Annotated in this window: 23 protein-coding genes; 9 read left to right on the top strand and 14 right to left on the bottom strand. The window is 68.0% G+C overall.

The window, feature by feature from the left end; genetic code table 11:
* Positions 1-472: 472 nt before the first annotated feature.
* The 3 genes from BLU79_RS43730 to thyX form a co-directional block, all read right to left on the bottom strand.
* Positions 473-2,158 (bottom strand): ribonuclease J, encoded by a 1,686-nt coding sequence (locus BLU79_RS43730; protein WP_093911624.1) that lies wholly within the window; start codon positions 2,156-2,158, stop codon positions 473-475.
* A 157-nt stretch (positions 2,159-2,315) separates the two neighbouring features.
* Entirely contained in the window at positions 2,316-3,215 is a 900-nt protein-coding gene (gene dapA, locus BLU79_RS43725) for a 4-hydroxy-tetrahydrodipicolinate synthase (protein WP_093911623.1), read from the bottom strand.
* Between the two features lie 237 nt (positions 3,216-3,452).
* Positions 3,453-4,208 carry an FAD-dependent thymidylate synthase gene (thyX, locus tag BLU79_RS43720; protein WP_093911622.1) on the bottom strand — a complete coding sequence of 252 codons (756 nt, stop codon included), beginning with the start codon at positions 4,206-4,208 and terminating at the stop codon, positions 3,453-3,455.
* Positions 4,209-4,363: 155 nt separating this feature from the next.
* On the opposite strand from thyX, the gene BLU79_RS43715 reads away from it, so the two are divergent.
* Together BLU79_RS43715 and BLU79_RS43710 are read left to right on the top strand one after the other, a co-directional pair.
* Complete coding sequence (locus BLU79_RS43715) at positions 4,364-4,600, top strand: hypothetical protein (RefSeq protein ID WP_093911621.1); 237 nt, start codon at positions 4,364-4,366, stop codon at positions 4,598-4,600.
* Between the two features lie 124 nt (positions 4,601-4,724).
* Positions 4,725-5,279 (top strand): hypothetical protein, encoded by a 555-nt coding sequence (locus tag BLU79_RS43710; protein WP_093911620.1) that lies wholly within the window; start codon positions 4,725-4,727, stop codon positions 5,277-5,279.
* Positions 5,280-5,452: 173 nt separating this feature from the next.
* Here BLU79_RS43710 and BLU79_RS43705 read toward each other — a convergent pair whose 3' ends face one another.
* The 6 genes from BLU79_RS43705 to eccD all read right to left on the bottom strand — a co-directional run bounded on the left by BLU79_RS43705 (position 5,453) and on the right by eccD (position 12,673).
* Positions 5,453-5,905 carry a tetratricopeptide repeat protein gene (locus BLU79_RS43705; protein WP_093911619.1) on the bottom strand — a complete coding sequence of 151 codons (453 nt, stop codon included), beginning with the start codon at positions 5,903-5,905 and terminating at the stop codon, positions 5,453-5,455.
* A 14-nt stretch (positions 5,906-5,919) separates the two neighbouring features.
* A complete protein-coding gene (dapB, locus tag BLU79_RS43700) occupies positions 5,920-6,672 on the bottom strand; it encodes a 4-hydroxy-tetrahydrodipicolinate reductase (RefSeq protein ID WP_093911618.1) in 753 nt (250 codons plus the stop codon).
* Between the two features lie 42 nt (positions 6,673-6,714).
* On the bottom strand, positions 6,715-8,094 hold the full coding sequence (locus BLU79_RS43695) for a M16 family metallopeptidase (protein WP_093911617.1): 1,380 nt from the start codon (positions 8,092-8,094) through the stop codon (positions 6,715-6,717).
* Positions 8,091-10,313: a polyribonucleotide nucleotidyltransferase gene (locus tag BLU79_RS43690; RefSeq protein ID WP_093911616.1), complete on the bottom strand. Its 2,223-nt coding sequence runs from the start codon at positions 10,311-10,313 to the stop codon at positions 8,091-8,093. The genes BLU79_RS43695 and BLU79_RS43690 overlap by 4 nt, the downstream gene beginning before the upstream one ends.
* 373 nt (positions 10,314-10,686) lie before the next feature.
* Positions 10,687-10,974, bottom strand: a complete 288-nt coding sequence (rpsO, locus tag BLU79_RS43685; protein WP_033529274.1) for a 30S ribosomal protein S15 — start codon at positions 10,972-10,974, stop codon at positions 10,687-10,689.
* A gap of 235 nt (positions 10,975-11,209) precedes the next feature.
* On the bottom strand, positions 11,210-12,673 hold the full coding sequence (gene eccD / locus BLU79_RS43680; protein WP_256333711.1) for a type VII secretion integral membrane protein EccD: 1,464 nt from the start codon (positions 12,671-12,673) through the stop codon (positions 11,210-11,212).
* Positions 12,674-12,935: 262 nt separating this feature from the next.
* Between eccD and eccCa the strand changes: the two genes are divergently transcribed.
* The 7 genes from eccCa to BLU79_RS49575 all read left to right on the top strand — a co-directional run bounded on the left by eccCa (position 12,936) and on the right by BLU79_RS49575 (position 19,767).
* Complete coding sequence (gene eccCa, locus BLU79_RS43675; RefSeq protein WP_093911614.1) at positions 12,936-16,874, top strand: type VII secretion protein EccCa; 3,939 nt, start codon at positions 12,936-12,938, stop codon at positions 16,872-16,874.
* A gap of 79 nt (positions 16,875-16,953) precedes the next feature.
* The gene (locus BLU79_RS49585; RefSeq protein ID WP_256333710.1) at positions 16,954-17,133 is read left to right on the top strand and encodes a hypothetical protein; all 180 of its coding nucleotides are present in this window, start codon (positions 16,954-16,956) and stop codon (positions 17,131-17,133) included.
* 132 nt (positions 17,134-17,265) lie between these two features.
* Entirely contained in the window at positions 17,266-17,913 is a 648-nt protein-coding gene (locus BLU79_RS43665) for a putative T7SS-secreted protein (protein WP_093911613.1), read from the top strand.
* 211 nt (positions 17,914-18,124) lie between these two features.
* A complete protein-coding gene (locus BLU79_RS43660; protein WP_093911612.1) occupies positions 18,125-18,361 on the top strand; it encodes a hypothetical protein in 237 nt (78 codons plus the stop codon).
* A 40-nt stretch (positions 18,362-18,401) separates the two neighbouring features.
* Positions 18,402-19,118 (top strand): vWA domain-containing protein, encoded by a 717-nt coding sequence (locus tag BLU79_RS43655; protein ID WP_093911611.1) that lies wholly within the window; start codon positions 18,402-18,404, stop codon positions 19,116-19,118.
* A gap of 39 nt (positions 19,119-19,157) precedes the next feature.
* Positions 19,158-19,484 (top strand): hypothetical protein, encoded by a 327-nt coding sequence (locus tag BLU79_RS49580; RefSeq protein ID WP_256333709.1) that lies wholly within the window; start codon positions 19,158-19,160, stop codon positions 19,482-19,484.
* 85 nt (positions 19,485-19,569) lie between these two features.
* Positions 19,570-19,767 carry a hypothetical protein gene (locus BLU79_RS49575; RefSeq protein ID WP_256333708.1) on the top strand — a complete coding sequence of 66 codons (198 nt, stop codon included), beginning with the start codon at positions 19,570-19,572 and terminating at the stop codon, positions 19,765-19,767.
* A gap of 761 nt (positions 19,768-20,528) precedes the next feature.
* Here BLU79_RS49575 and BLU79_RS43640 read toward each other — a convergent pair.
* The 5 genes from BLU79_RS43640 to BLU79_RS43620 all read right to left on the bottom strand — a co-directional run bounded on the left by BLU79_RS43640 (position 20,529) and on the right by BLU79_RS43620 (position 25,154).
* Positions 20,529-21,416 carry a hypothetical protein gene (locus tag BLU79_RS43640; protein WP_093911610.1) on the bottom strand — a complete coding sequence of 296 codons (888 nt, stop codon included), beginning with the start codon at positions 21,414-21,416 and terminating at the stop codon, positions 20,529-20,531.
* Positions 21,417-21,442: 26 nt separating this feature from the next.
* Positions 21,443-22,564, bottom strand: coding sequence for a hypothetical protein (locus BLU79_RS43635; protein ID WP_093911609.1), 1,122 nt, complete (start codon positions 22,562-22,564; stop codon positions 21,443-21,445).
* A 5-nt stretch (positions 22,565-22,569) separates the two neighbouring features.
* Positions 22,570-23,823: a putative T7SS-secreted protein gene (locus tag BLU79_RS43630; protein WP_093911608.1), complete on the bottom strand. Its 1,254-nt coding sequence runs from the start codon at positions 23,821-23,823 to the stop codon at positions 22,570-22,572.
* A 56-nt stretch (positions 23,824-23,879) separates the two neighbouring features.
* Entirely contained in the window at positions 23,880-24,167 is a 288-nt protein-coding gene (locus BLU79_RS43625; protein ID WP_093911607.1) for a WXG100 family type VII secretion target, read from the bottom strand.
* A 111-nt stretch (positions 24,168-24,278) separates the two neighbouring features.
* A complete protein-coding gene (locus BLU79_RS43620) occupies positions 24,279-25,154 on the bottom strand; it encodes a hypothetical protein (RefSeq protein ID WP_093911606.1) in 876 nt (291 codons plus the stop codon).
* Positions 25,155-25,336 lie beyond the last annotated feature (182 nt).

The raw sequence follows: 25,336 nt of genomic DNA, 5'->3' as shown, positions 1-25,336 counted from the left end.
AACAGCCAGGCGGAATAAGCCCGGCCGTTCACAGCGTCCTCGCTGTGTTTTCTTCAAAGGAACCTCGTCCCAACCGGTGATCCGGCCGGAGACGGGGTATCAACTAATCTGGCGTTGATTTTTGGCACGCTGTTGAGTTCTCAAGGAACGGACGCTTCCTTTGTACTCACCCTCTCGGGCTTTCCTCCGGGCGCTTCCCTTCGTTCTTGCGTTTCCGACTCTATCAGATCCTTTTCCGATCCGATTTCCTCGGTGCTTTCCAGGTTCCCGCTCTCGCGTTTCCCTTTCCGGCGCTTCCGACTTTATCAGAGATTCTGAGTCGGAATTCCCGCCCCCTCTGGGAGCTGGCTCCGGCGCACGAAGCTGCCGGGTTCCCGTTCAGGCGGAGCCGTAAACGTACTGGAGCGGGGCGCCTCGATGCAAATCGAGGCGCCCCGCTCCTGGTTCACACGGTGCGGCGTCCGACGGACCGTCAGACCTCCACCACCACAGGCAGGATCATCGGCCTGCGTCGATACGTGTCCGAGACCCACTTGCCCAGGGTCCGGCGCACCAGCTGCTGCAACTGGTGGGGTTCGACCACGCCGTCCTGGGCTGAGCGCTCCAGCACCTCCGTGATCTTCGGGATGACATCGCCGAAGGCCGAGTCCTCGATACCGGAGCCTCGGGCCTGGATGTGCGGGCCACCCGTGATCTTGCCAGTGGACGAGTCCACCACCACGAAGACCGAGATGATGCCCTCATCGCCGAGGATCTTGCGGTCCTTGAGTGCCGGCTCGCCCACGTCGCCCACTGAGAGGCCGTCGACGTACACGTAGCCCGCCTGGACCTTGCCGGAGATCTTCGCCTTGCCCTCGATGAGGTCGACGGCGACGCCGTCCTCGGCGATGACGATGCGGTCGTGCGGGACGCCGGTCAGGGCGCCCAGTTCGGCGTTGGCGCGCAGGTGGCGCCATTCGCCGTGCACCGGCATCAGGTTCTTCGGGCGGCAGATGTTGTAGAAGTACAGGAGTTCGCCCGCAGACGCATGGCCCGAGACGTGGACCTTGGCGTTGCCCTTGTGGACGACGTTCGCACCCCAGCGGGTCAGGCCGTTGATGACGCGGTAGACCGCGTTCTCGTTGCCGGGGATGAGGGACGACGCGAGGATCACCGTGTCGCCGTCGACGATGCGGATCTGGTGGTCGCGGTTGGCCATCCTCGACAGGGCTGCCATCGGTTCGCCCTGCGAGCCCGTGCAGACGAGCACGACCTGGCTGTCCGGGAGGTCGTCCAGCGTCTTGACGTCCACCACCAGGCCCGGCGGGACCTTCAGGTACCCCAGGTCGCGCGCGATGCCCATGTTGCGGACCATCGAGCGACCGACGAAGGCGACCCGGCGGCCGTACTCGTGGGCCGCGTCCAGGATCTGCTGGATGCGGTGGATGTGGCTGGCGAAGCTGGCCACGATGATCCGCTTGCGGGCGCCCGCGAACACCTGGCGCAGCACGTTGGAGATGTCGCGCTCGGGCGGAACGAACCCCGGGACCTCGGCGTTCGTGGAGTCGGAGAGGAGGAGGTCGATGCCTTCCTCGCTCAGCCGTGCGAACGCGTGTAGATCCGTCAGACGGTTGTCCAGCGGGAGCTGGTCCATCTTGAAGTCGCCGGTGTGGACCACCATGCCCGCGGGGGTGCGGATGGCGACCGCCAGGGCGTCCGGGATGGAGTGGTTGACCGCGACGAACTCGCAGTCGAAGGGGCCGATGCGCTCGCGGTGCCCCTCGGCCACCTCGAGCGTGTACGGGCGGATGCGGTGCTCCTGGAGCTTGGCCTCGATGAGGGCGAGGGTCAGCTTGGAGCCGATCAGCGGGATGTCCGGCTTCTCGCGGAGCAGGAAGGGGACGCCGCCGATGTGGTCCTCGTGGCCGTGCGTGAGGACGATGCCCTCGATGTCGTCGAGGCGGTCTCTGATGGACGAGAAGTCCGGCAGGATCAGGTCGATTCCGGGCTGCTCCTCCTCGGGGAAGAGCACTCCGCAGTCGACGATCAGCAGGCGGCCGCCGTACTCGAAGACCGTCATGTTTCGGCCGATCTCGCCGAGGCCGCCGAGCGGGGTGACCCGCAGGCCGCCTTCGGGGAGCGGCGGGGGCGAGCCGAGTTCAGGATGCGGATGACTCAAAAGACTCTCCTCACCACGCACGCCACGTACCGGTTGGGCACGTGGCGCGCGTGACGTTCGTGCAGAAGCAGTTGTCATTGTGTGTAGGGCGCAGGCACCGGTGGCCCGCTTATTCAGTTGTGGAGTCTGCTGCGCGCCAGGCGCGCGAAGTCTGGTGTTAGAGCTGTACCCCGCCTGCAGCAAGATCGATCTTGAGCTGCTCGATCTCCTCGGGTGAGCACTCGGCCATGGGAGCGCGCAGCGGCCCGGCGGGCAGGCCCTGGAGGGCGAGCGCGGCCTTGGTCGTCATGACGCCCTGGGTCCGGAACATGCCCGTGTAGACGGGGAGCAGCTTCTGGTGGATCTCCGTGGCCTTCTGTACGTCGCCGGCGATGTACGCCTCGACGAGCGCCCGCAGGTCGGGCGTGACCACGTGGCCCACGACCGAGACGAAGCCGACCGCGCCCACGGAGAGCAGCGGCAGGTTCAGCATGTCGTCGCCGGAGTACCAGGCGAGGCCGGAGCGGGCGATGGCCCAGCTGGCGCGGCCGAGGTCGCCCTTGGCGTCCTTGTTGGCGACGATGCGCGGGTGCTCGGCGAGGCGGACGAGCGTCTCGGTGCTGATCGGGACGCCGCTGCGGCCGGGGATGTCGTAGAGCATGACCGGCAGCTCGGTGGCGTCGGCGATGGCCTTGAAGTGCCGGTACAGGCCCTCCTGCGGGGGCTTGTTGTAGTACGGCGTGACGACCAGGAGGCCGTGTGCGCCCACCTGCTCCGCCGTGCGCGCCAGCTCGAGGCTGTGGTGGGTGTTGTTCGTGCCGACGCCAGCGACGACGTGGGCTCGGTCGCCGACCGCCTCCAGTACGGCTCGTACGAGGTCCGATTTCTCCGCATCGCTGGTCGTGGGGGACTCGCCGGTGGTGCCGTTGATGATCAGGCCGTCGTTGCCTGCGTCCACCAGGTGCGTGGCGAGCCGCTGTGCGCCGTCGATGTCGAGTGCGCCGTTCGCCGTGAAGGGCGTGATCATGGCGGTGAGGACCCGCCCGAAGGGGGTCTGCGGAGTGGAGGTCGGAGCCATGGGTTACACGCTACTCGTTGCGCACGGCCGGGTCTGCCCTCGGGGGGTGCGGGAAAGTCCGGACAAAGAAGGAGCCCGGCACTGCCTGCTCGGGGGTTCAAGCAGTGCCGGGTCCGTTTGATCAGGCTAGATGAACTTCTCTAAATGCCGCAATACGGACACCTCGTGAGGCTGATCCATGGGCCTGAGCTCGGCCGGGGCAATGTGCGCGCCCAGACCGGGGGGAACACCGGTGCTTTACGGGGCCACACGGCCGTTCGCATTGAAGGCGGCGTGCGTCAGCGGCATGAGCTGGGCCCACTCCGCCTCCATCCGCTCGCCGACCATCTCGATCTCCCGCTGCGGGAAGGACGGGACCTTCGCCAGCTCGTGCTGGGTACGCAGGCCGAGGAAGTGCATCAGGGAGCGGGCGTTGCAGGTGGCGTACATCGAGGAGAACAGGCCGACTGGGAGGACCGCGCGGGCGACCTCGCGGGCGACGCCCTGCGCGAGCATCTGCTGGTAGGCGCGGTACGCCTGGCGGTACGACTCCTCCATGGCGCCCTGCACGAACTCGTGCTGCTCCTGGGTGCCCTCGACGAACACGTACTTGCCCGGCCGGCCCTCCTGCACGAGCTTGCGCGACGCGTCCGGCACGTAGAACACGGGCTGCAGCTCCCTGTACCGGCCGGACTCCTCGTTGTACGACCAGCCGACACGGTGCCGCATGAACTCGCGGAAGACGAAGATCGGGGCGCTGATGAAGAACGTCATCGAGTTGTGCTCGAACGGGCTGCCGTGCCGGTCGCGCATGAGGTAGTTGATCAGCCCCTTGGAGCGCTCCGGATCCTTGTTCAGCTCGTCCAGGGACTGCTCCCCGACGGTCGACACACGGGCCGCGAACAGGACGTCGGAGTCTGCCGCGCTGTGCTTGACCAGTTCAACGGTGACATCGCCGCGCAGGTCGATCTTGAGTTCGTCGTCGGGGGTCACGATTTGGCGGGTCCTTCCCATCTCATCACTTGGCGACGCCACTCTACGGCCCACCAAACGGGACGTTCGCTGCCGTGACCGAGTGAAGTTGGTGAAACCGGGCACCTTTTGGGGCATTCGCTCGTCTGTGTTGTTGAGGCCTGCTCATTCGATCCCCGAGAGGAGACGCACCGTCCATGTTCCGTCGGCGCGAGTCCGTACCCTTCGCCTTTGTCGCCGAAGCCGACCGGTTCCGCAGCGATGTCACTCCCCCGCCCCGCGAGCGGGCGTCCACCGGCCAGATGGCCGGGCGATGGCTGCTGGGGCTCACGATCGTCGCCGGGCTGGTGGGCTCGCTCGTGGTCGGCATGCCGGCACTGTCCACCGACACCGCCACGCAGACCCAGCAGTCACAGGCGTCCGAAGGGCGCTGACCCCTCCCCCACCGTCCGAATGGCGTGGGAGGTACCCCCTTGGACCCCCGAGGGTGGTGAGCGGGGACGCAGGTCGATAGCCTCACCGGGCACAGCCCATGCATGGATTGAGTGAGGACCAGCCGTGCCCCTGCCCTTCCTGACGGCCGACCGCGCCTTCGATGCGGCCGACGATGTCGCGCTGCCCTTCGAGGACCGTGACCGCTGGCGGCGCCCCTACCGTCCCGGGCCATGGCGGGTCGGCGTGGCCGCGCTGTGGTTGCTGCTCGCCTCGTATGTGCTGTTCGCGGCGGTCATCATCGCCCTGACCGGCACGGTGACCGAGGCGGCCGTCGTGTTCGGCATCGCCCTGCTGATCATCACCGGCGCCCTGCGGCTGCTGCGCATGGGCGTGTGGGTGAGTGCGCGCGGGCTGCGTCAGGTCGGCTTCCTGGTGACGCGTACGGCGCCCTGGGAGCAGGTCATGGCCGTACGGACGGTGCAGCAGCCGGTGCGCTGGCTGGGGTTGCCGCGCACGGTGCAGGGGCAGGCGCTGAGGCTCGTACGACGAGGTCGTGCGGCGGAGGACATGCCAGTGCTGATGACCACCCGCAATGCGGACTTCCTGGGGCGGACCGCCGCGTTCGACCGGGCCACGGACACGGTCGAGGCATGGGCTGCGGAGTACGCGCGCGACTGACCGTGACGGTACGCCGAAGGGGCCGGTCCGCAATGAGTGCGGGCCGGCCCCTTCGGCATATGGCGGCGTACGGCTGAGGAGTCGTCGTAGGACTCGGGCCGCCTCTGTCCGCCGCTCCCGTCCTCGGCCGCCCCAGTCCTCAGGCCGCCCCAGTCCTCAGGCCTCGACGGTTCTCAGGCCTCGACGGTCCTGCCGTCGTGCAGGGCAATCGCCCGCTGCATGGCCTTGCGGGCGCGCGGGGTGTCGCGGGCGTCGTGGTAGGCGACGGCCAGGCGGAACCAGCTGCGCCAGTCGTCGGGGGCGGCCTCGGTCTCGGCCTTGCGCCTGGCGAAGACCTCGTCGGCCGAGTCACGGTCGATACGGCCGCTGGGCGTGCGCCTCAGCTCGTCGACGGGCAGGGCGCCCTCGGCGTCGAGTTCGGCGGCGAGGGCGTTGGCCTTGCGGACGAACTGGGTGTTCTTCCACAGGAACCACAGGCCGATGACCGGCAGGATCAGCACCGCCACGCCGAAGGTGACGGTGAGGACCGTGCCGGACTGGATGAGCATCACGCCACGGCTGCCGACCAGGACGAAGTAGACGACCAGGACGGCTGCCGTTATGGCGTAGGAGAGCTTCGCGCGCATCAGTGAGCCCCGGGTCAGCCGAGGTCCAGGAAGTGCTCCAGGCCGAAGGTCAGGCCCGGAGTGGTCACCACCCGGCGGGCGCTGAGCAGGATGCCCGGCATGAAGCTGCTGTGGTGGAGGGAGTCGTGGCGGATGGTGAGGGTCTCGCCCTCGCCGCCGAGGAGGACCTCCTGGTGGGCCAGCAGGCCGCGCAGGCGGACGGAGTGGACGGGGATGCCGTCGACGTCCGCGCCGCGCGCGCCGTCCAGGGCCGTCTGCGTGGCGTCCGGCGCCGGGGCCGTGCCCGCCTCGGCGCGAGCCGAGGCGATGAGCTGGGCCGTGCGCGTGGCCGTACCGCTCGGGGCGTCGACCTTCTTCGGGTGGTGCAGCTCGACGACCTCCACCGACTCGAAGTAGGGCGCGGCGATCTGCGCGAACTTCATGTTCAGGACGGCCCCGATGGAGAAGTTCGGCGCGATGAGCACGCCGGTCTCCGGGGACCCGGCCAGCCAGCCCTTCAGCTGCGCGAGGCGCTCGTCGGTCCAGCCCGTCGTACCGACGACCGCGTGGATGCCGCGGTTCACGCAGTAGTCGAGGTTGGCCATCACCGAGTCGGGCGTGGTCAGTTCGACGACCACCTGGGCGCCCGTCTCCGCGAGCGTCTCCAGCTTGTCGCCCCGGCTCAGGGCGGCGACCAGCTCCATGTCCTCGGCGGCCTCGACCGCCCGTACCGCCTCGGAGCCGATACGGCCCTTGGCGCCGAGGACAGCCACACGCAGCTTGCTCATCTCTCTTGCTTCCTTACGTCGGATGTTCCGAGGGCGGACGGGTCAGGCCACGGCGTCGTTCAGCCGGGCCGCCTGCTTGTCCTTCAGCGGGCCGATGACCGACAGCGACGGTCGCTGCCCCAGGACGTCGCGGGCGACCGAACGGACGTCGTCCGGGGTCACGGCTGCTATCCGGGCCAGCATGTCGTCGACGGACATCTGCTCGCCCCAGCACAGCTCGCTCTTGCCGATGCGGTTCATGAGCGCACCGGTGTCCTCCAGACCGAGGACGGTGGAGCCGCGGAGCTGGCCGATGGCGCGGCCGATCTCGTCGTCGGTCAGGCCGTGTTCGGCGACGTGGTCGAGTTCGTCGCGGCAGATCTTCAGCACGTCGTGGACCTGGGAGGGCCGGCAACCCGCGTACACGCCGAACAGGCCGCAGTCGGCGAAGCCCGAGGTGTACGAGTACACGCTGTAGGCCAGGCCGCGCTTCTCGCGGACCTCCTGGAACAGGCGAGAGGACATGCCTCCGCCGAGGGCGGTGTTGAGGACGCCCAGTGCCCAACGCCGGTCGTCCGTGCGGGCCAGGCCGGGCATGCCGAGGACGATGTGGGCCTGTTCGGTCTTGCGGCCGAGCAGTTCGACGCGGCCCGCGGTGCGCAGGCCGCGCCGGCCGTTTCGCGGGGCGATGGGGGCAGCGTCGCCGTTCTTGAAGGCGCCCGCCTTCTCGAAGGCCGAGCGGACCTGTCGTACGACCTTGTTGTGGTCGATGTTGCCCGCGGCCGCCACGACCAGGTGCGTCGGGTCGTAGTGCTTCTTGTAGAAGCGGCGGATGCGGTCGGCGGTGAGGGCGTTGACCGTGTCGACCGTGCCGAGGACCGGGCGGCCGAGGGGGTTGTCGCCGAACATCGTGTGCGCGAACAGGTCGTGCACGCAGTCGCCCGGGTCGTCCTCCGTCATCGCGATCTCTTCGAGGATCGCGCCCCGCTCGACGTTGACGTCCTCTTCGAGGATGAGGGAGCCCGTCAGCATGTCGCAGACGACGTCGATGGCGAGCGGCAGGTCGGTGTCGAGCACGCGCGCGTAGTAGCACGTGTACTCCTTCGCCGTGAAGGCGTTCATCTCGCCGCCGACCGCGTCGATCGCCGAGGAGATGTCCAGGGCCGACCTGCGCGTGGTGCCCTTGAAGAGCAGGTGCTCCAGGTAGTGCGTGGCGCCGTTCAGGGACGGCGTCTCGTCACGGGAGCCGACGTGCGCCCAGATACCGAAGGTCGCCGAGCGGACCGAGGGCAGGGTCTCGGTGACGATGCGCAGGCCGCCCGGGAGGGTGGTCTTGCGGACCGTGCCGATGCCGTTGGTGCCCTTGATCATGGTTTGGGTACGGGCGACGGCCCGCGCCTCCGAAGAGGTGCGGGCCGTCGCCGTGGAGTTACTCGACGTCACTTGTCGGTGTCGTCCTTCTTGTCCTCGGAAGCCTCTTCCTCGCCCTCGATCACGGGGACGAGCGAGAGCTTGCCGCGGGAGTCGATCTCGGCGATCTCGACCTGGACCTTCTGGCCCACACCGAGCACGTCCTCGACGTTCTCCACGCGCTTGCCGCCGGCCAGCTTGCGGATCTGCGAGATGTGCAGCAGACCGTCCTTGCCGGGGAGCAGGGAGACGAACGCGCCGAACGTGGTCGTCTTCACGACCGTGCCCAGGTAGCGCTCGCCGACCTCGGGCATCGTCGGGTTGGCGATGCCGTTGATCGTCGTACGGGCGGCCTCGGCGGCGGGGCCGTCGGAGGCACCGATGTAGATCGTGCCGTCGTCCTCGATCGTGATCTCGGCGCCCGTGTCCTCCTGGATCTGGTTGATCATCTTGCCCTTGGGGCCGATGACCTCACCGATCTTGTCGACCGGGATCTTCACGGTGATGATCCGCGGCGCGTTCGGGGACATCTCGTCCGGCGTGTCGATCGCTTCCATCATCACGTCGAGGATGTGGAGGCGGGCGTCACGGGCCTGCTTGAGAGCGGCGGCCAGGACGGAGGCCGGGATGCCGTCCAGCTTGGTGTCGAGCTGGAGGGCGGTCACGAACTCCTTGGTGCCGGCGACCTTGAAGTCCATGTCGCCGAAGGCGTCCTCCGCACCGAGGATGTCGGTGAGGGTGACGTAGTGCGTCTCACCCTCGATGTCCTGGGAGATCAGGCCCATGGCGATACCGGCGACCGGGGCCTTCAGCGGCACACCGGCGTTCAGCAGCGACATCGTGGAGGCGCAGACCGAGCCCATGGACGTCGAGCCGTTGGAGCTCAGCGCCTCGGAGACCTGGCGGATCGCGTAGGGGAACTCCTCGCGCGTCGGCAGGACCGGGACCAGGGCGCGCTCGGCGAGGGCGCCGTGGCCGATCTCGCGGCGCTTCGGGGAGCCGACGCGGCCGGTCTCGCCGGTGGAGTACGGCGGGAAGTTGTAGTTGTGCATGTAGCGCTTGCGGGTCACCGGCGAGAGGGTGTCCAGCTGCTGCTCCATGCGGAGCATGTTGAGGGTGGTGACGCCCAGGATCTGGGTCTCGCCACGCTCGAACACGGCGGAGCCGTGGACCCGCGGGATGGCCTCGACCTCGGCGGCGAGCGTACGGATGTCCGTCACGCCGCGGCCGTCGATGCGCTTCTTCTCCTTGATCACGCGCTCACGGACCAGCTGCTTGGTGAGCGAGCGGTACGCGGCGGAGATCTCCTTCTCGCGGCCCTCGAACTCCGGCAGGAGCTTCTCGGCGGCCAGCACCTTGACGCGGTCCAGCTCGGACTCGCGCTCCTGCTTGCCCGCGATCGTCAGGGCGGAGGCGAGCTCCGGCTTGACGGCGGCGGTCAGCGCCTCCAGGACGTCGTCCTGGTAGTCGAGGAAGATCGGGAACTCGCCGGTCGGCTTGGCGGCCTTGGAGGCGAGGTCGGCCTGGGCCTTGCAGAGCACCTTGATGAAGGGCTTCGCGGCGTCCAGACCGGCGGCGACGACCTCCTCGGTCGGGGCCTCGGCGCCACCCTGGACCAGCTTGATGGTCCCCTCGGTGGCCTCGGCCTCGACCATCATGATCGCGACGTCGCCGTCCTCCAGGGTGCGGCCCGCGACGACCATGTCGAAGACGGCGTCCTCGAGCTCGGTGTGCGTCGGGAAGGCCACCCACTGGCCGCGGATCAGCGCGACGCGGACGCCGCCGATCGGGCCGGAGAAGGGCAGGCCGGCCAGCTGCGTGGACGCGGACGCGGCGTTGATCGCCACGACGTCGTACAGGTGGTCGGGGTTGAGCGCCATGATCGTGGCGACGACCTGGATCTCGTTGCGCAGGCCCTTCTTGAAGGACGGGCGCAGCGGGCGGTCGATCAGGCGGCAGGTGAGGATGGCGTCCTCGGAGGGACGGCCCTCACGGCGGAAGAAGCTGCCGGGGATCTTGCCGGCGGCGTACATCCGCTCCTCGACGTCCACCGTGAGGGGGAAGAAGTCGAGCTGGTCCTTGGGGTTCTTGGAGGCGGTGGTGGCCGACAGCACCATGGTGTCGTCGTCCAGGTACGCCACGGCGGAGCCGGCGGCCTGCTTGGCCAGGCGGCCCGTCTCGAAGCGGATGGTGCGGGTGCCGAAGGAGCCGTTGTCGATGACGGCCTCGGCGTAGTGGGTCTCGTTCTCCACTAGCGTTTTCTCCGTTACTTTGTCGTCTTTTGTCCCGTCGCTGCCCGTGTGGCAGGGGGACGGTGGTGGAGAAGCGCTCCGTGCGGTGCGGGCCGGTCTTCGATCGAAGCTCCCGGGGCTCGCTTCCCCCCGGGGGCCACTACCGAGGACCGGCGGCGGCTAGGTGCGCTTCTCCTCTGCTTGTCCTGCTGTGTCGTCCGTACTGCTTCTTGTACTGCTCATTGCCGTGCTGTGTCGTGCGTACTGCGTTGTGCTACCACACTACAAAGCGTGTGTGACACTCCGCATGTTTCCGCACGGACGGTTGACACTCCGCACGTACAGCAAAGGGAGCGGCTCCCGATCCTTCGGGAACCGCTCCCCTCACGGCGTCTTACTTGGCGCCCGCCGCACCGCGGCGGATGCCGAGGCGGTCGACCAGCGTACGGAAGCGCTGGATGTCCTTCTTGGCCAGGTACTGCAGCAGGCGGCGGCGCTGACCGACCAGGATCAGCAGACCACGGCGGGAGTGGTGGTCGTGCTTGTGGGTCTTGAGGTGCTCGGTCAGGTCCGAGATACGGCGCGAGAGCATCGCGACCTGGACCTCGGGGGAGCCGGTGTCGCCCTCCTTGGTACCGAACTCGCTGATGATCTGCTTCTTCGTAGCGGCGTCGAGCGACACGCGTACTCCTCATGATCTGTGATTGCCGCCGAGTGCCCCTGGTCTGCTACTCAGGGGAGCTTCCGTGACTCGGGAGGCGGGGTTCCGCTGGGCGCTTCCCCCAGGTGGACCGGGGGCGCGTACACAAACGGCCGTCACACAGCGTACCAGCCCAGCAGCACTGCCCCGGCACAGCACAGCGGCTGCCACCCTCGCAGGTGGCAGCCGCTGTGCGCTGCTCAGGGCCGGTCGGCGGTCAGCTTGTCATGCCCCGGGCGGCATTGAACAGGTCGAGCACCGCCAGGCAGAGCGGGACGAGCGACAGCAGAACCGCTCCTTCGCTCAGGTCGAGCATGCGCCCCCAGAACGGGGTCATGCCCTTGCGCGGGACGATCAGAGCGATGGCCACGAGGACCATGGCGGCCAGGGCCACCGCGGCGGAGAGCCAGATCGTGCGGATGTCCAGCGGGGCGCTGTTCTTGTTGTAGAGCAGTTCCTTCAGGATGTCGGCCGGCGGGTTCAAGGCGAGGCCGAGCACCAGCAGGCAGACCGTGACGATGCCGGAGACCATCAGGGTCACGACCTGGGACGTGTACAGGAAGAGGCGGGCCCGCATCAGCAGGGCGAGGCCGGCCGCCAGCGAGAGCAGCTGGGCCCAGCCGCTGGTGGAGAAGCCGAGCACCACGCCGGCGGAGGCGACGCCGCCGAGGGCGCAGCCGCCGACGAGGCCGAGCAGCAGTTCGTGTCCGCGGCGCGCCTGGTCGTTGATGACCTGGAAGTCGACGGGCTCCTGCTCCTGCTGGTCCTCCGAGCGCCCGCGCTTGGCGATCTGGTCGGGCGAGCGGAAGCCGATGGGGAGCTTGGCGAAGCGGGCGGACCAGCCGGGGAGGAAGCCGATGACGGCGACCATGACCACAGCGGTGACGGCGGCGGTCTCGCGCGGCTCGGCCTCGGTGACGGTCGCCAGGAAGGTGGCGAGGACGCCGACGCCGGAGGCGAACGCGGCGGCGATGAAGGGCGCGTCGTTCTGCGGCAGCATCAGGACGAGCAGCACCGCAGCGACGAGAACGACCGCGAGGGCGATCAGGAGGTGCAGCCGTCCGGGCCCCTGGCCCGCGGCGACGCCCACGATGCCCGAGCCGCCCACCATCAGGTGGGGCAGCGAGGCCAGGCCCAGGGCCGCGGCCGCGAGGTGGTCGTCGTAGACCCGCGCCCGTACGGCGGCGAGCGCGACGAGCACGACGCCGGTGACGCCGGCGATGATGCCGGGCAGCCCGTTCATGTCGTGGGCGATCGGCTCGGAGAACCACAGGGCGAACGCCATCATGATCAGCAGCAGCGACCCGGCAGCCAGGCCGACGCCGCGCATCATGCCGTCGTTCCAGCTACGGCGGTCGGTCTCGACGGCGGATGCCACGGCGTCCACGACATCGTCGAAGACGGCGGGTGGCAGGGAGTCCGCGAACGGCCGCAGGAGTAGCAGTTCGCCGTCGCGGATTTGCAGTTCGGCGAGCGAGCGACCGTCGTCGAGGACGGAGCCGTCCCTGCGTACCAAGTTGTACCCGGTGGGCGCGGCCTCCTCTGGCGTCTGCCCCGAAAGCCGGAGGATCTCCGGGTACACGTCAGAGAGCGGCACATCCTCGGGAAGTGCCACATCGATCCGGCTGTTCGGTGCCGCCACCGTGACTCTGCAGAATCCGGTTGCTGAAACCGTACTCACTGACGGTTCCCCCTCGTCCAGTACTCGGTGATTCGTCGCGGTTTGCCAGGGCGATTCCCGCTCCGCGCTTCGGTTGGAGCGTCACCCTACCGTCCCCACGCGGCATCTCCCCATCCCCTCCCGACTCAATGTCCTCGCAGAACAGTAGGATCAACGCCCGACTCCTGGACCCGGCTTCGACCGGCACGAGTTGGCGTAGGTACGGGGGCCGTCACGACGGGGGCGGTTCAAGATTGCGATTGCGTGAAGGACTGGTGGATCGGTGAGCGTCGTCATCGTCAAGCGCCCGCCGCGGGTGTTCCCGCCGGAGGTGCCGAATGAGGAGGTCAAGCTCGAATCCCCTCCCGAAATCCCTCGCAACGAGGACGACAGCCTGTTGATGAACCTGCTGCCGATGCTCGGCATGGGTTCGTCGGCGGCGTTCTTCTTCATGCCGGGCGCCCAGGGCTTTATGAAGATCATGGGCATGCTGATGATGGTGTCCACGGTCGCCATGCTGATCGCCCAGATCGTGCGGGCCCGGAAGGGGCCGTCCGGGCAGATGGCAGAGGGGCGGCGGGACTACCTCAAGTACCTGGCCCAGAAGCGGCGTGAGATCCGGCGCACGGCGCACAAGCAGCGCGACGCGCAGTACTACCTCCACCCGGCGCCGGAGCAGCTGTGGGCGCTGGTCGCGGAGGGTTCCCGGCTGTGGGAGCGGCGTTCCACCGACCAGGACTTCGCCCAGGTGCGAATCGGTCTCGGCCCGCAGCAGTTGGCGACTCCACTGGTAGCGCCCGAGACGGCGCCGGTGGACGAGCTGGAGCCGCTGACCGCCCATGCGATGCAGCAGTTCATCGCCAGTTACGGCACGATCAACGAACTTCCGCTGGCCATCGGGCTGCGGTCCTTCTACCACGTGACGATCTCCGGCGACTCGGAGACGGTCTACGGCCAGACCCGCTCGGTGATCGGTCAACTGGCTTCGCTGCACTCACCCGAGGACGTGCTGATCGCGGTCGTGGCCGCGCCGGGTGCTGCGGTGGACTGGGAGTGGACCAAGTGGCTGCCGCACATGCAGCACAAGGAGTCCGACGGCGCCGGTACGCGGCGACTGCTGTGCTACGACCTCGGCGAGCTGGAGGAGGCGATCGCCCACCAGCTGGAGGGCCGCTCCCGTTGGAGCCGGGACGGTCAGCCGGTCCTGGACCAGCCGCACGTGGTCGTCGTGCTGGACGGCGGCGGTGTGCCGGCGGACTCGGTCCTCGCCTCGGCGGAGGGCCTTCAGGGCGTGACCATCCTCGAGGTGGTGCCCGGTGAACTCGACGAGCTGCGTGGCTCGTTGTCGGTTCGGGTGTACCCCGACGGCATGGAGCTCGAGGCGGGCACGGGTGTGTTCACCGGCATGCCCGACGTGCTGTCGCAGGCGCAGGCGGAGTCACTGGCCCGGCAGTTGGCGCCGCTGCGCCTCGGTGCGGCCGACGCGGACGAGCCGCTGCTCGCGAACCTGGACTTCACCGATCTGATGCAGATCGGTGATGCGGCGAGCGTGGATGTCTCGCGCACGTGGCGGCCGCGCACGCTGCACGAGCGGCTGCGTGTCCCGATCGGCCTCGGCGAGAGCGGCGAGGCGGTCATGCTGGACATCAAGGAGGCCTCGCAGGAGGGCATGGGCCCGCACGGTCTGTGCGTCGGCGCCACCGGTTCCGGTAAGTCGGAGCTGCTGCGCACCCTGGTGCTGGGCCTCGCGGTGACGCACTCCTCCGAGACGCTCAACTTCGTGCTCGCGGACTTCAAGGGTGGTGCGACCTTCACCGGCATGGGCTCCATGCCGCACGTCTCCGCGGTGATCACCAACCTGGCCGACGAGCTCACGCTCGTGGACCGCATGCGTGACTCCATCACCGGTGAGCTGACCCGCCGTCAGGAACTCCTGCGGCAGGCCGGCAACTACGCCAACATCACCGACTACGAAAAGGCCCGTGCGGCGGGCGCGGCGCTCGACCCGCTGCCGTCGCTCGTCCTGATCATCGACGAGTTCAGCGAACTGCTCGCCGCGAAGCCCGACTTCATCGAGATGTTCATCCAGATCGGCCGTATCGGCCGTTCACTGGGTGTGCACATGCTGCTCGCCTCGCAGCGCCTCGAAGAGGGCAAGCTGCGCGGCCTCGACACCTTCCTGTCGTACCGCATCGGTCTGCGCACCTTCTCCGCGGCGGAGTCCCGTACGGCGATCGGTGTGCCCGACGCCTATCACCTGCCCAACGTCCCCGGCGCAGGCATCCTGAAGTACGACACCGGCACGATGGTGCAGTTCAAGGCCGCGTACGTGTCGGGTACCTACCGGCCGAACGGCCCGGTGGTTCAGGGCGGCGGGCGGATCGACCGCTCCCCGGTACTGTTCACCGCCGCTCCCGTGCCGGTGCGGATTCTCGCCGAGCCGGAGCCGGAGACCCGGGGCAACCAGGTCGACGACGCGCTCGCCGACACCGTGCTGGACGTCATCGTCAGCCGCCTGGACGGTCAGGGTCCGCCCGCCCACCAGGTGTGGCTGCCGCCGCTGGACGAGCCGTTCAGCCTCGACCAGCTGCTGCCGGTGCTCAACATCTCGGCGGAGCGCGGTCTGCACGCCGAGGGTTACCACGCCCAGAGCAAGCTGGTCGTGCCGGTCGGCCTGGTCGACAAGCCGTTCGAGCAGCGCCGTGACGTGATGTACGCGGACCTGTCCGGTTCCGCCGGTCACGCGCTGATCGTCGGTGGCCCGCAGTCCGGCAAGTCGACGCTCGTGCGCACGATGATCACGTCCTTCGCGCTCACGCACACGCCCACCGAAGTGCAGTTCTACGCCCTCGACTTCGGCGGCGGCGGCATGCTCGCCCTGGAGAACCTGGCCCACATGGGCGGCGCGGCCTCCCGTCTGGACCAGGAGAAGGTCCGTCGTACGGTCGCGGAGGTGCACGGCATCCTCAACGCCCGTGAGGAGTTCTTCCGCTCCAAGAGCATCGACTCCATGGCGACGTTCCGTAACCGCCGCGCGCAGGGGCACTACCCCGACCAGCAGTGGGGCGACGTCTTCCTGATCATCGACGGCTGGGCGACGTTCAAGAACGACTACGAGATGCTCGACCCGGTCATCGCGGACATCGCGACCCGCGGTCTCGGTTTCGGTATCCACCTGGTCATCACGGCGACCCGGTACACCGAGATGCGGCCGGCGCTGCGCGACCAGATCCTGAGCCGTCTCGAGTTGCGTCTCGGTGACGCGATGGAGTCGGAGTTCGACCGCAAGCGGGCCGAGAACGTGCCGATGGGCAAGCCCGGTCGCGGTCTGTCCCCGGACAAGCTGGACTACCTCGCCGCCACGCCCCGGATCGACGGGTCGCCCGCGGTGGAGGACCTGGCCGACGGCATGGCGAACCTCGTCCAGAGCGTCAACAACGCCTGGCAGGGCGCGACGGCGCCCAAGGTGCGGATGCTGCCGACGATGCTCCACGCGTCCGAGCTGCCCGGCGGCGGCGACTTCGGCAGCCGCGGCATCGCGGTCGGCGTCGACGAGCTCACGCTGTCCCCGGTGTTCGTGGACTTCGAGACCGACCCGCTGTTCGTCATCTACGGCGAGAGCGAGTCCGGCAAGTCCTCGCTGCTGCGGTTCATCGCCAAGCAGGTGTCCGAGCGGTACGCGACCAACAAGGCGCTGTTCGTGGTGTCGGACTTCCGGCGCGCGCTGCTCGGCCAGGTGCCCGAGAGCCACATGTACAAGTACTGCGCCTCGGGTCCGCAGCTGCAGGAGGTCATGGAGTCGCTGGCCGGCTCGATGAGCCGCCGTATGCCCGGCCCGGACGTGACCCCGGACCAGCTGCGCAACCGCAGCTGGTACAACGAGCCCGACGCGTTCATCTTCATCGACGACTACGACCTGGTCGCCACGTCGATGGGTAACCCGATGTCGGTGCTCATGGAGTACCTGCCGTTCGCCCGCGACCTGGGTCTGCGCATCATCCTGGCGCGCACCACCTCGGGTGCCTCGCGCTCGTCCTTCGAGCCGGTGCTCACCCGGATCAAGGAGCTCGGCGCGCAGGGCATCGTGCTCTCCGGCGATCCGCAGGAGGGACCGGTGTTCAACAACATCAAGGCCGCGCCGATGCCGCCGGGACGTGGTCAGTTCATCTCGCGGCGGACGAGCGGGCAGCTCGTTCAGACGGGATATCTGCCGGAGAGCTGAGTCTGCTTCGGTGTGGAGGGGTGGGCCGCTTCCGCGGTCCACCCCTTCTTGTTCCAGCCGTCCAACGGGGAGAAAAGCTGTGGCAACCGACTACTTCAACACCGACACCGAGGAACTGGGTCGCTTCCGAAAGACCCTGGAAGACGCGAAGACGGAACTCGACAACGTCCGCAAGTGGATGCAGGACGTGACCGCGGAAGGCATCGGCACCAAGGACCTCGACGCCGCCTGCGCGGAGTTCCACGAGCACTGGAAGTAACGGATCCGAGCAGATCGCGGAGCTGACCGGCAAGTTCGCGGAGAGCGTCAACCAGCGCAAGGCCAACTACGAAGAGGTCGACCAGGCCCTCGAGGAAGGCTTCCGCAAGGCAGCGGCCGAGGGAGGCGCGAAGTGAGCGCGAACCCGTATACACACCTGGGCTTCAACCCCGTACCGTGCAATGTCTCGGTGGTGTCCGACCTGGCGGCAAAGCTCCAGAAGTCGGCGCAGACCCTCGCCGACGCGCACACGATGATCGAGAAGCTGCGGTCGGGGAGCTCCTGGGAGGGAGATGCCGCGGTCGCCTTCCGCGAGCAGCTCGACGGGGCCCTGCCTAAGAATCTGCAGAATGCCCACACCTCCATCACCAAGGCCGCCACCGCGCTTTCCGACCGGCAGAAGGCGCTCGACGGCTATCAGGACCGGGCCAGGACCCTCGACGGCCAGGCGCAGACCGCGAAGGGGAAGATCGAGACGGCGGAGGGCACGGAGAAGACGGCCGCCGCCAATCCCGATCTCAAGCTCGCGGGCAAGACATTCACCGACGACGCGGAGCTGAAGAACGCCCAGGCGCGGCTGGACAAGGCGACCGACGAGCTCAACAACGCGCGCGAGGCGGTGAACGACGCCAAGACCGCGTACAACGACGTCATCAAGAAGGCGCGTGAGCTGGAGGAGAACCACGCCACCGACGCCCGCGGCAAGGCCCGGATCCTGCGGGAGTCCACGGACAAACTGGCGCCGGAGGAGCCGAACTGGTTCGAGAAGGCCATGGACTGAGTCGGGGACAACCTGACCGACATCCTGGGCGCGATCGCGGCGATCGCCGGCCTCGCGGCCCTGTTCTTCGCCGTCCCGGTCGGCCCCATCCTGCTGTTGGTCGCGGCGGCGGCGAGCGCGGCAACGTTGATCAGCCGGTTGTCGAAGCGGCAAGACCTGGCTGGCCGCGCAGCGGATCCACGCGGCCGACAACCCCCTGACCACCTGGCTGGTGAAGGGCGCCGCCAACCCGGCAACGGCGGCGAAGATCGTCGATGTCTCGGTCTCCGGAGCCGGCGCGCTCACCGGCACGTACGGCGTGGCCAAGAACCTGTGGGACGAGATCAAGAACCCCGCCGCGGAGAACGCCGCGACCGGCGCGGACGGCGTCCGGGCCGGCAGCTTCGACGGGGCCGGCCACAGCGCCACCGCCCTGAAGACGCTGAAGATCCTGTTCGGCGCGCACTGAGGGGCTGGAACCGTTGAGCAACGATGAAGGGTCTGAACCGTTGAGCGACGACGCGGACGAATTCGAGTACGCCATCGATGAGTCGGCCATGGAGCGTGACTGCGACCTGTGGTTCGCGCTGGTGCCCGGCTATGTGGAGGTCCCCTTCCACGACCTCTTCGCCGATCCGGAGTCCCCCGAGGGCGCCCGGGTGGTCGAGGCGGTCAACTCGCTCCTGGAGCTGGTGCCGGAGGGGAAGCAGGCCGACTTCCTCGACCAGCTCGCCCAGGCCAGGGGGCTGACCCTGGAGATGCGGCGGGAAGGCGTGGTGAACTTCGCCATCGGCGCGCACGAGGCGGACGACGGCAGCATGCTGGAGTCGTTCGTCACGCTCGCCCGGCGCGAGATCCCCTGGACCCCGCCGAAGCTGGCGGCGGTACAGGCGGCAACCGCACGCAAGAACGCGCTGCCGGTCGCTGTGGCGGACCTGCCCTGCGGTCCCGCGGCGTTCACCGAGGCCCTGGTGGAGCTACCCGAGGAGGCCGACGCCCAGCGGCGTTCCCTCTACGAGGCGACCGCGTACCTGCCGTTCCCGGACGGGCGGAACCTCGCGATCCTCACACTGACCACCAGGGCCGTGGACGCGCGCGAGCACTACCGTGACATCCACCGTGGCATGGCGGAGATGGTGAGCTTCGAGAACCCGCTCCCCGAGGAGTTCAAGGCCCATATTCCCGAGTCCGAGGTTGAGGTGTCCGTACGCGCGGTCTTCGGCTGACCCCAAATGGCTCTGACGGCCCCTATGGAGTGAACTGCAGTGGACGTTCCCCTGACGAAGACGGCTTACGAGGATGCGGCCACCCGCCGGGCCTGGCGCCGCACGGCCTCCTTCCGGCTGTGCGCCTTCCTGCTCTCGCTCGCATCCTTCGTGGCCTGGCTGTACGCGGTGCTTCTGACTCCGGTATGGACCCTTTGGGTCCTGATGCCCGTGCTGTTCGTGCTTATCTACGTGGCCATGCTCAACACGGCGCGGATCGCGGGAGTGCCGTCGCTACGCCGCGTCCTGCGGGTCTACCCGTGGCAGTCGGTCCCGGGAGCCGCGTCGATCGCCAACGAACGGCACCACCCGGTTCTCCTTCGCTGATCCCGAGCACCCGGACCCGGGCAAGGGCGTCTCGCTCGGTTACGGCAGCTTCCTGGGCAGCGGATACACCTTCTGGGTACGGCAGGTGAAGGCCGACGCGGTCGACGAGGTCTGGTTCGCGGGCGACCCGCGCTTCCTCGGTGTCGTCGCCGTACCCGGACCGCGTCGGCTGATGGGTGTGGCCCAGCGCGAGGCGGTCACCAGCCAGATGTCGGCCCGCAAGCGCGGCGTCAGCCCCGAGGCGCGGGAGCGGGCCAAGGCGGCGGGAGCGCGGGTCGGTTGACGGCCTGAGCGGTGGTGGTACCCAGCCGGGTGCCACCACCAGCGTCGTCACTTCCCGCGCCCACCAGGCACGGCAGAAATCGGCTCAGCCGGATGCGCTGAATGAGTCGTGCAGAACCGCCTGCGCATAAGCCAGGCGAGGATCCAAACGTTTCGAGCGGATTTTGTACTTGTCGGTCGGTCCGTAGAACTTCAAGGCAGCGAACCTCAGTCCAGAGCTGGCCTTCGCGCGCCACGCGGTACGCGTCGGCAGGAACCAGTCAGGCTTCCCGTACCCACCCAAAAGGTGCCCTACGGCGTAGACCAGCAACAGAGGCGAGAGCGCAACGTACACAACCCACGACGTGACGGTTCCGCTACGACCGACCAGTCTCGCACCGTCCGGTAGTTCCATTTCATACCGTGGCCGCCACCGTTGTGTGCGAGGAGGCTGCCGAAGCACACCCAACTGGGCTCCATCAGACGCCATCACGACCAGAGTGCCATCCGAACCCGCTCCCGTCTCACGCCGGACCACGGAACATATCGGCTGGAGACCTGTCAGGTCCTCGTAAAGGGTGAATCCGGGGTGAAGTTCGTCTGCCGCGCGTTCGTCCCGCTGTCCTCGACAGACAAAGACAACTCTTCCACCGTGGACCCTGATGACGTACTCAAGAGGGTAGGACGCTTCGTCTCTTTCGCGCGCGGAGGGCACAGACAGCTTGAATTTGATGGTGTTCACAAGTCCTGGTCCTGGTCGTCGGGGGGTGATCGTCACCGTCTTCAGGGAGCGTTGAGGAGCTTGCGCAGTTGCGGTGAAAGCTCCGGAACCACGGCGCCGGCGGCCTGCGCCGCGGTCAGCTGCTGAACGTACTCACGCGCCCGTGCCTCCAGCGCACTCTTCCGCTTGCCCAGCCGATAACCCGCGACCCAGAACCAGATCGCGACCGGCGCGAGGATCCCGGCAGCGAAGGCCACCGGCATGTCCTTGGTGAAGCCCGTCCCCACGCCCACCGCCGCGCCGATGACCAGGAGGCAGCCGATCTCGTCGTGCGAGCCGCCTTGATCCACCATCCGCTCGTACTCAGCGACTGCCTGCGGCTTCGGGGGGAGCGGCGCGGAAGCCCCGGCCCGGGAGAAGGCATGTTGCGCACCGCCGTGAGCCTGGCTGCCGACAGGTGCCGCGTACGAAGGCAGCGCGGCGGCTCCCTCGCCGCTGCCGTTGCGGCCGGTCAGCCAGTCGGGGATGTGCGTGACCGGTACCCCATGAGCGAGCGCCGCAGCGAGCACGTACCGGTAGCCCTCAAGGTGCGGGTGCCGCAGCTTCCGCTTGCCCTGGCGGTAGACACGTACGAAGCCGACGACCGCCAGAACGATCAGCGCCGCCGGCGGGCCGATCGCGACAGCGATGTTCTCGGGCTTGCTGAGCCCGGCCCACAGGAACCAGGTGAACCCTGCGGTGCCGACGAGCGAGGAGATCCAGACCAAGGCCCCGAACGACGTGCGGCGGATGTCAGCCTGGCGTTCGACCAGCATCGCTCCGACCTTGCGGTCGTCGACGTAGTCGAGGCCGTAGAGACTGCTGAATCGGCGTACCGCGGTGTCGAGTTGTGGATGTGCGGTCAGCGCGCTGCCATTGACCGGCAGGAGATCGTCACGATCGTTGACCATGGTTCTCAGTCTTCCTCAGGTCGGTGTTATCCGAAGACGGAGTCCGCCGAACCCCGCACCGTTCGGATGCAGGGGGCGATGACCTCGACGACGATCCGACGCCGGCCCCGCATCACCGTGACGCCGATCCGGTACCCGGGGTCGCCACCCCCGTGCGCCTTCAGGCTCACGCCGGACTCGTAGCCAAGCTGCGTCCAGTCCAGGGCCGGGAGTTGCTCCTTCAGCCGCCCGAGGGCGTTCCCGAGCACGACCTCGTCCACGTCGTCGATCTGCCACTGGTGGCGCCCGGAGCACACAGACCTCATGCCCTTGGACCAGCAGTCGGGGCAGGTGATCGCCGAAACCTGGTTGCCCTCGTCCATACGGCCCTGGACGGACAGGCCGTCCAGGATCCGGCTGGAGTACCCGTACAGCGCCTGGACCACCTCGGGGTCGGGCTTCACTTCCGGGATGGGCTGGGGCTGGGAGAGGGCGGCGGCCATCTGCGCCTCCTCCTCCGTCGCCCAGTCCAGGCTGCGCAGGACCGTGGCGAAGAGCTCGGAGTAGAAGTCCCAGTCCTCCATGCACGGCGTGCTGAGCTCGAAGATCAGCATGTCCGAGTCGTTCGGCAGCGGGATGTACACCTGGATCTGCCCGCGCGGCACCTCGACCGCCTCCCCGGTCGGAGAGTCCGCCGGGTCCAGCGTGAACGGCGCGTCTCCGATCCGTACGACGGCCTGGCCATTTCCGTTGCCACCGGGGAGGGCGCTGATCCGTACGTCGTCGTCGGGATAGGCCCGCCTGAGAGTGGACAGCGCGTCCGCCAGTACGTCGTCGGCGGTGGTGTTCTCCAGGGGCGTCTGGTAGACGGCGACACTCGCGGTGCTGGGACGACCGTCCATGTCCATGAAGCAGAAGCCGCCGTACACCGCGCCGGCTTCCTGCAGCTCGGCGGTGATGTACAGGTACATGAGGAACATCTCGACCTGTTGTTCCCCCGTGCCGCCCGGGAGAACGGAGGTGACCGTCTGGCCGAGCCGCTCGCCGAGCTCTTCGGGGTCCTTCGCATCCACAGGGAGTTCGTGGAAGAAGGGCGGCATGATCCAGCCGACGTGCAGCTTGGACTTTTCGGACCCGGGGCCGGCCGTGGTCGTGGTGAGTTCGGTCATCGCCCTCAGGCCGCCAGCGTCGCGTGGAACTTGTCACCCGTGGCGGGGTACGGCATGGTCTGGACGGGCGGCTGGTCCACCACGCTCGGCCGGTCGGCCGGGGCCGGCTGCGTGGTGACGGGCGGCGCGCTGTTCCCGCCCTCGTCCCCACCGAAGATCATCTTTCCGGCGCCGAAGATGGCGCTTCCGGCCTTCATGGGGAGCGAGACCTTCCAGGGGTCGATGTTCTTGGCGGCGGGAAGGAACCTGCCGACCGTACTGGCGATCCCCTTGTTGATCCCTTGGGTGACCAGGCCGTTCTTGATCCCGTCCATCAGGCCCCGGCCGGCACTGACCATCCCCTTCGCGCCCCTGACGCCGGCGGTGAGACCCTTGACGACTCCGATACCGGGAAGCACACCGGCTATGTCGAGGCCGACCTTCCACAGTGGGGCTCCGCCCATGTAGTGGCCCGCCGCGGCCGCACCGGCGAACACCATGGACCCCGCGCCCAGAATGGCCGAGGCGACCTGGCCGCCGATTGGGATGACGTTGACCACGATCGCGGCCGTGGCCAGCGCGGCGGAGATGGTGGAGAACAGGTCCGCATTGTCGATCAGGAAGTTCTTGAAGCCGTCCCAGGCGCCCTTCAGACCATCCGTGATCTTGTCCCAGATGCTGATGTCCGGCGGCCGGTTCTTCGACGCCTCGCGAATGGCCTTCTCGGCCTTCTCGGCCTGCTCCTCCCAGTTCTTGCGGAGCTCCTCGCCCTTCCTGATGAGCGACTCGAGATCGGCCGCGGCCTCCTTGGCCGCCGCCGAGGCGGAGTCGGCCTCCTCCCCGAGGGCCTTGGCCTCCTGCTCGGTGAGCTGGCGGAACATCGCCCCTTCGATCTTGACGTTGACCCGGTCGACCGCATCGTTCTTCTGGTCGAGCCGCTTGCGCGCCTCGAACGCCTGGTCCTCAAGGCCCTTGGCCCGCTGCTGCATGGTCTGGAGCTCGTCGTGCCAGCTGCGGAGCGCCCTGGAGCAGGCGTTCATCGACTCGTGGCCCTGCTTCAGGTACTTGGGCAGCTCGCCGACCTTGTCCTGGAACTTCTTGGCGGCGTCACCGTCCCACACGCCGTCCGTCTTGCCGATGCTGAGCAGCATCTCGCGCATCTCGTCGAGCTCGTCGCCGACCGTCTTGACGTCGTACGCCAGCGACTCGATCGTGTGCAGATCACCCTTGGCCGGGTTGAACGTCAGACCGGGCCAGTTGGGGTCGTCGAACATTCCCATCGTCTTCTCCCCGTTGTGTGCGAGTTGTGCAGGTTTTCGGATCAGCGGGGCCAGAACTACGCCTGGCTGAAGCCCTTTTGCAGCTCCTTGTCGGTCGACTCGTACGACTCGACAGTCTTCTTGAGCCCCTCATGCAGCTGCTTGGCGCCGTCGGCGATCCGCTTGATGCCGTCGCCCCAGTCGTCCTGGAAGTCGTCACAGGCGTTGTCGAGACCGTCCGTACCCAGTCCCTTGGGACCCACCTTGTTGAGCCGCTCCTGGGCGCCGCGCATGCGGTCGTCCACCTGGTCCAACCTGTTGATCAGGGTCTTCATACGATCGACATCGATCTGGAAGTCCGCCATCCCCGTGTCTCCCCGTAGTTGTGATCCAGTGACCGCCGCACAGATTATCGGAGCGCCAACCTCCGTGATACTCGGAGAGGTTCGCGGCTGCCAACGTGGTGCGGCTGCCCGTCAGTTGCCGTCCCACACGTGCAGCACGGCCTGTGCGTAGGCGAGCCGGAGGTCCAGCCGCTGCGACTCGATGTGAAATGTGCTGCCGCCCCGATAGTCGACGACCGCGTTGGAGCCACCGGACGGATGCCACAGGGCACGGCTCGGAGCTCCCAGCTCCCAGGCCGTTTCCTTCTTCGCCTCATCCTTGTCCCCAAGTAACAGCAGAAGCAGCCCCTGGACGGCCGAGAACGCCCAGACGACGATGTAGAACGGGAGCCCGACGGCAGACCAGGCCACCCAGCCCCCCACCGTCCCCCGCTTCGCGGTCAACTGCTCGGCCCCGGTTGCCGACTGCAGGATCCAGTGCGTACGGCGCGGCCAGGGCAGAACACGTCCGCCGCGCCGAGTGATCCGCCCGATGGCCGTGCCGTCTCCGCCGTAAACGTCGTAAGCGCCTTCGCCGATGGACCGGACAGAGCAGAGCGACTCACCCTGCAGGCCACTGACGTGGAACGGCGGCCGCGCCGTGCGCCCGCCTTTGGGGGCGTCCTGCGGCACGTGGACGTATGCAAGCGCGTGACCCTTCGTCGCCGGATCCGCTGAGCGGATGATGGCGGCCGGCTCCCCCTCCGTGACCCGGTCGTACCTGCCCAGCCAGTAGTGCTGGATCTCGACCACGGTCAATGGCACGGGGTTCGGATACGGCGTCGAGGCCGGGGCCTGCCCGTACTGTCCCGGAGCCTGCGGCTGGTACTGCGGTTGCTCCACCGAAGCCCATCCTTGGCTGCTGTGGCTCATGGTCGCCCAACTGTCGTTGCCGATGACGATGACGGGCCTCAGGATCTCAGAGGTGGGTTGGGTATGTCCCGAGGCGGGTGGGACGGAGCGATCCATTGACCGCTCCTCTACAGGACGGGCACATCACCGTGCCGATCCGTCCACGCCGCGACCCCACGTGCGCACCCGAACCGTGAAGCCCGCCACCACAACATCTTCACCAGCTTTATCACATGGATAGGGAACCACCTCGGCCCTCAACAGACCCGCTTGTAGGCTGTCATGAGCATTAACGGGGA

This window comes from Streptomyces sp. cf386 (genome assembly GCF_900103585.1).
GTDB lineage: Bacteria > Actinomycetota > Actinomycetes > Streptomycetales > Streptomycetaceae > Streptomyces.
This window is presented reverse-complemented; position numbering and strand designations above follow the sequence as displayed.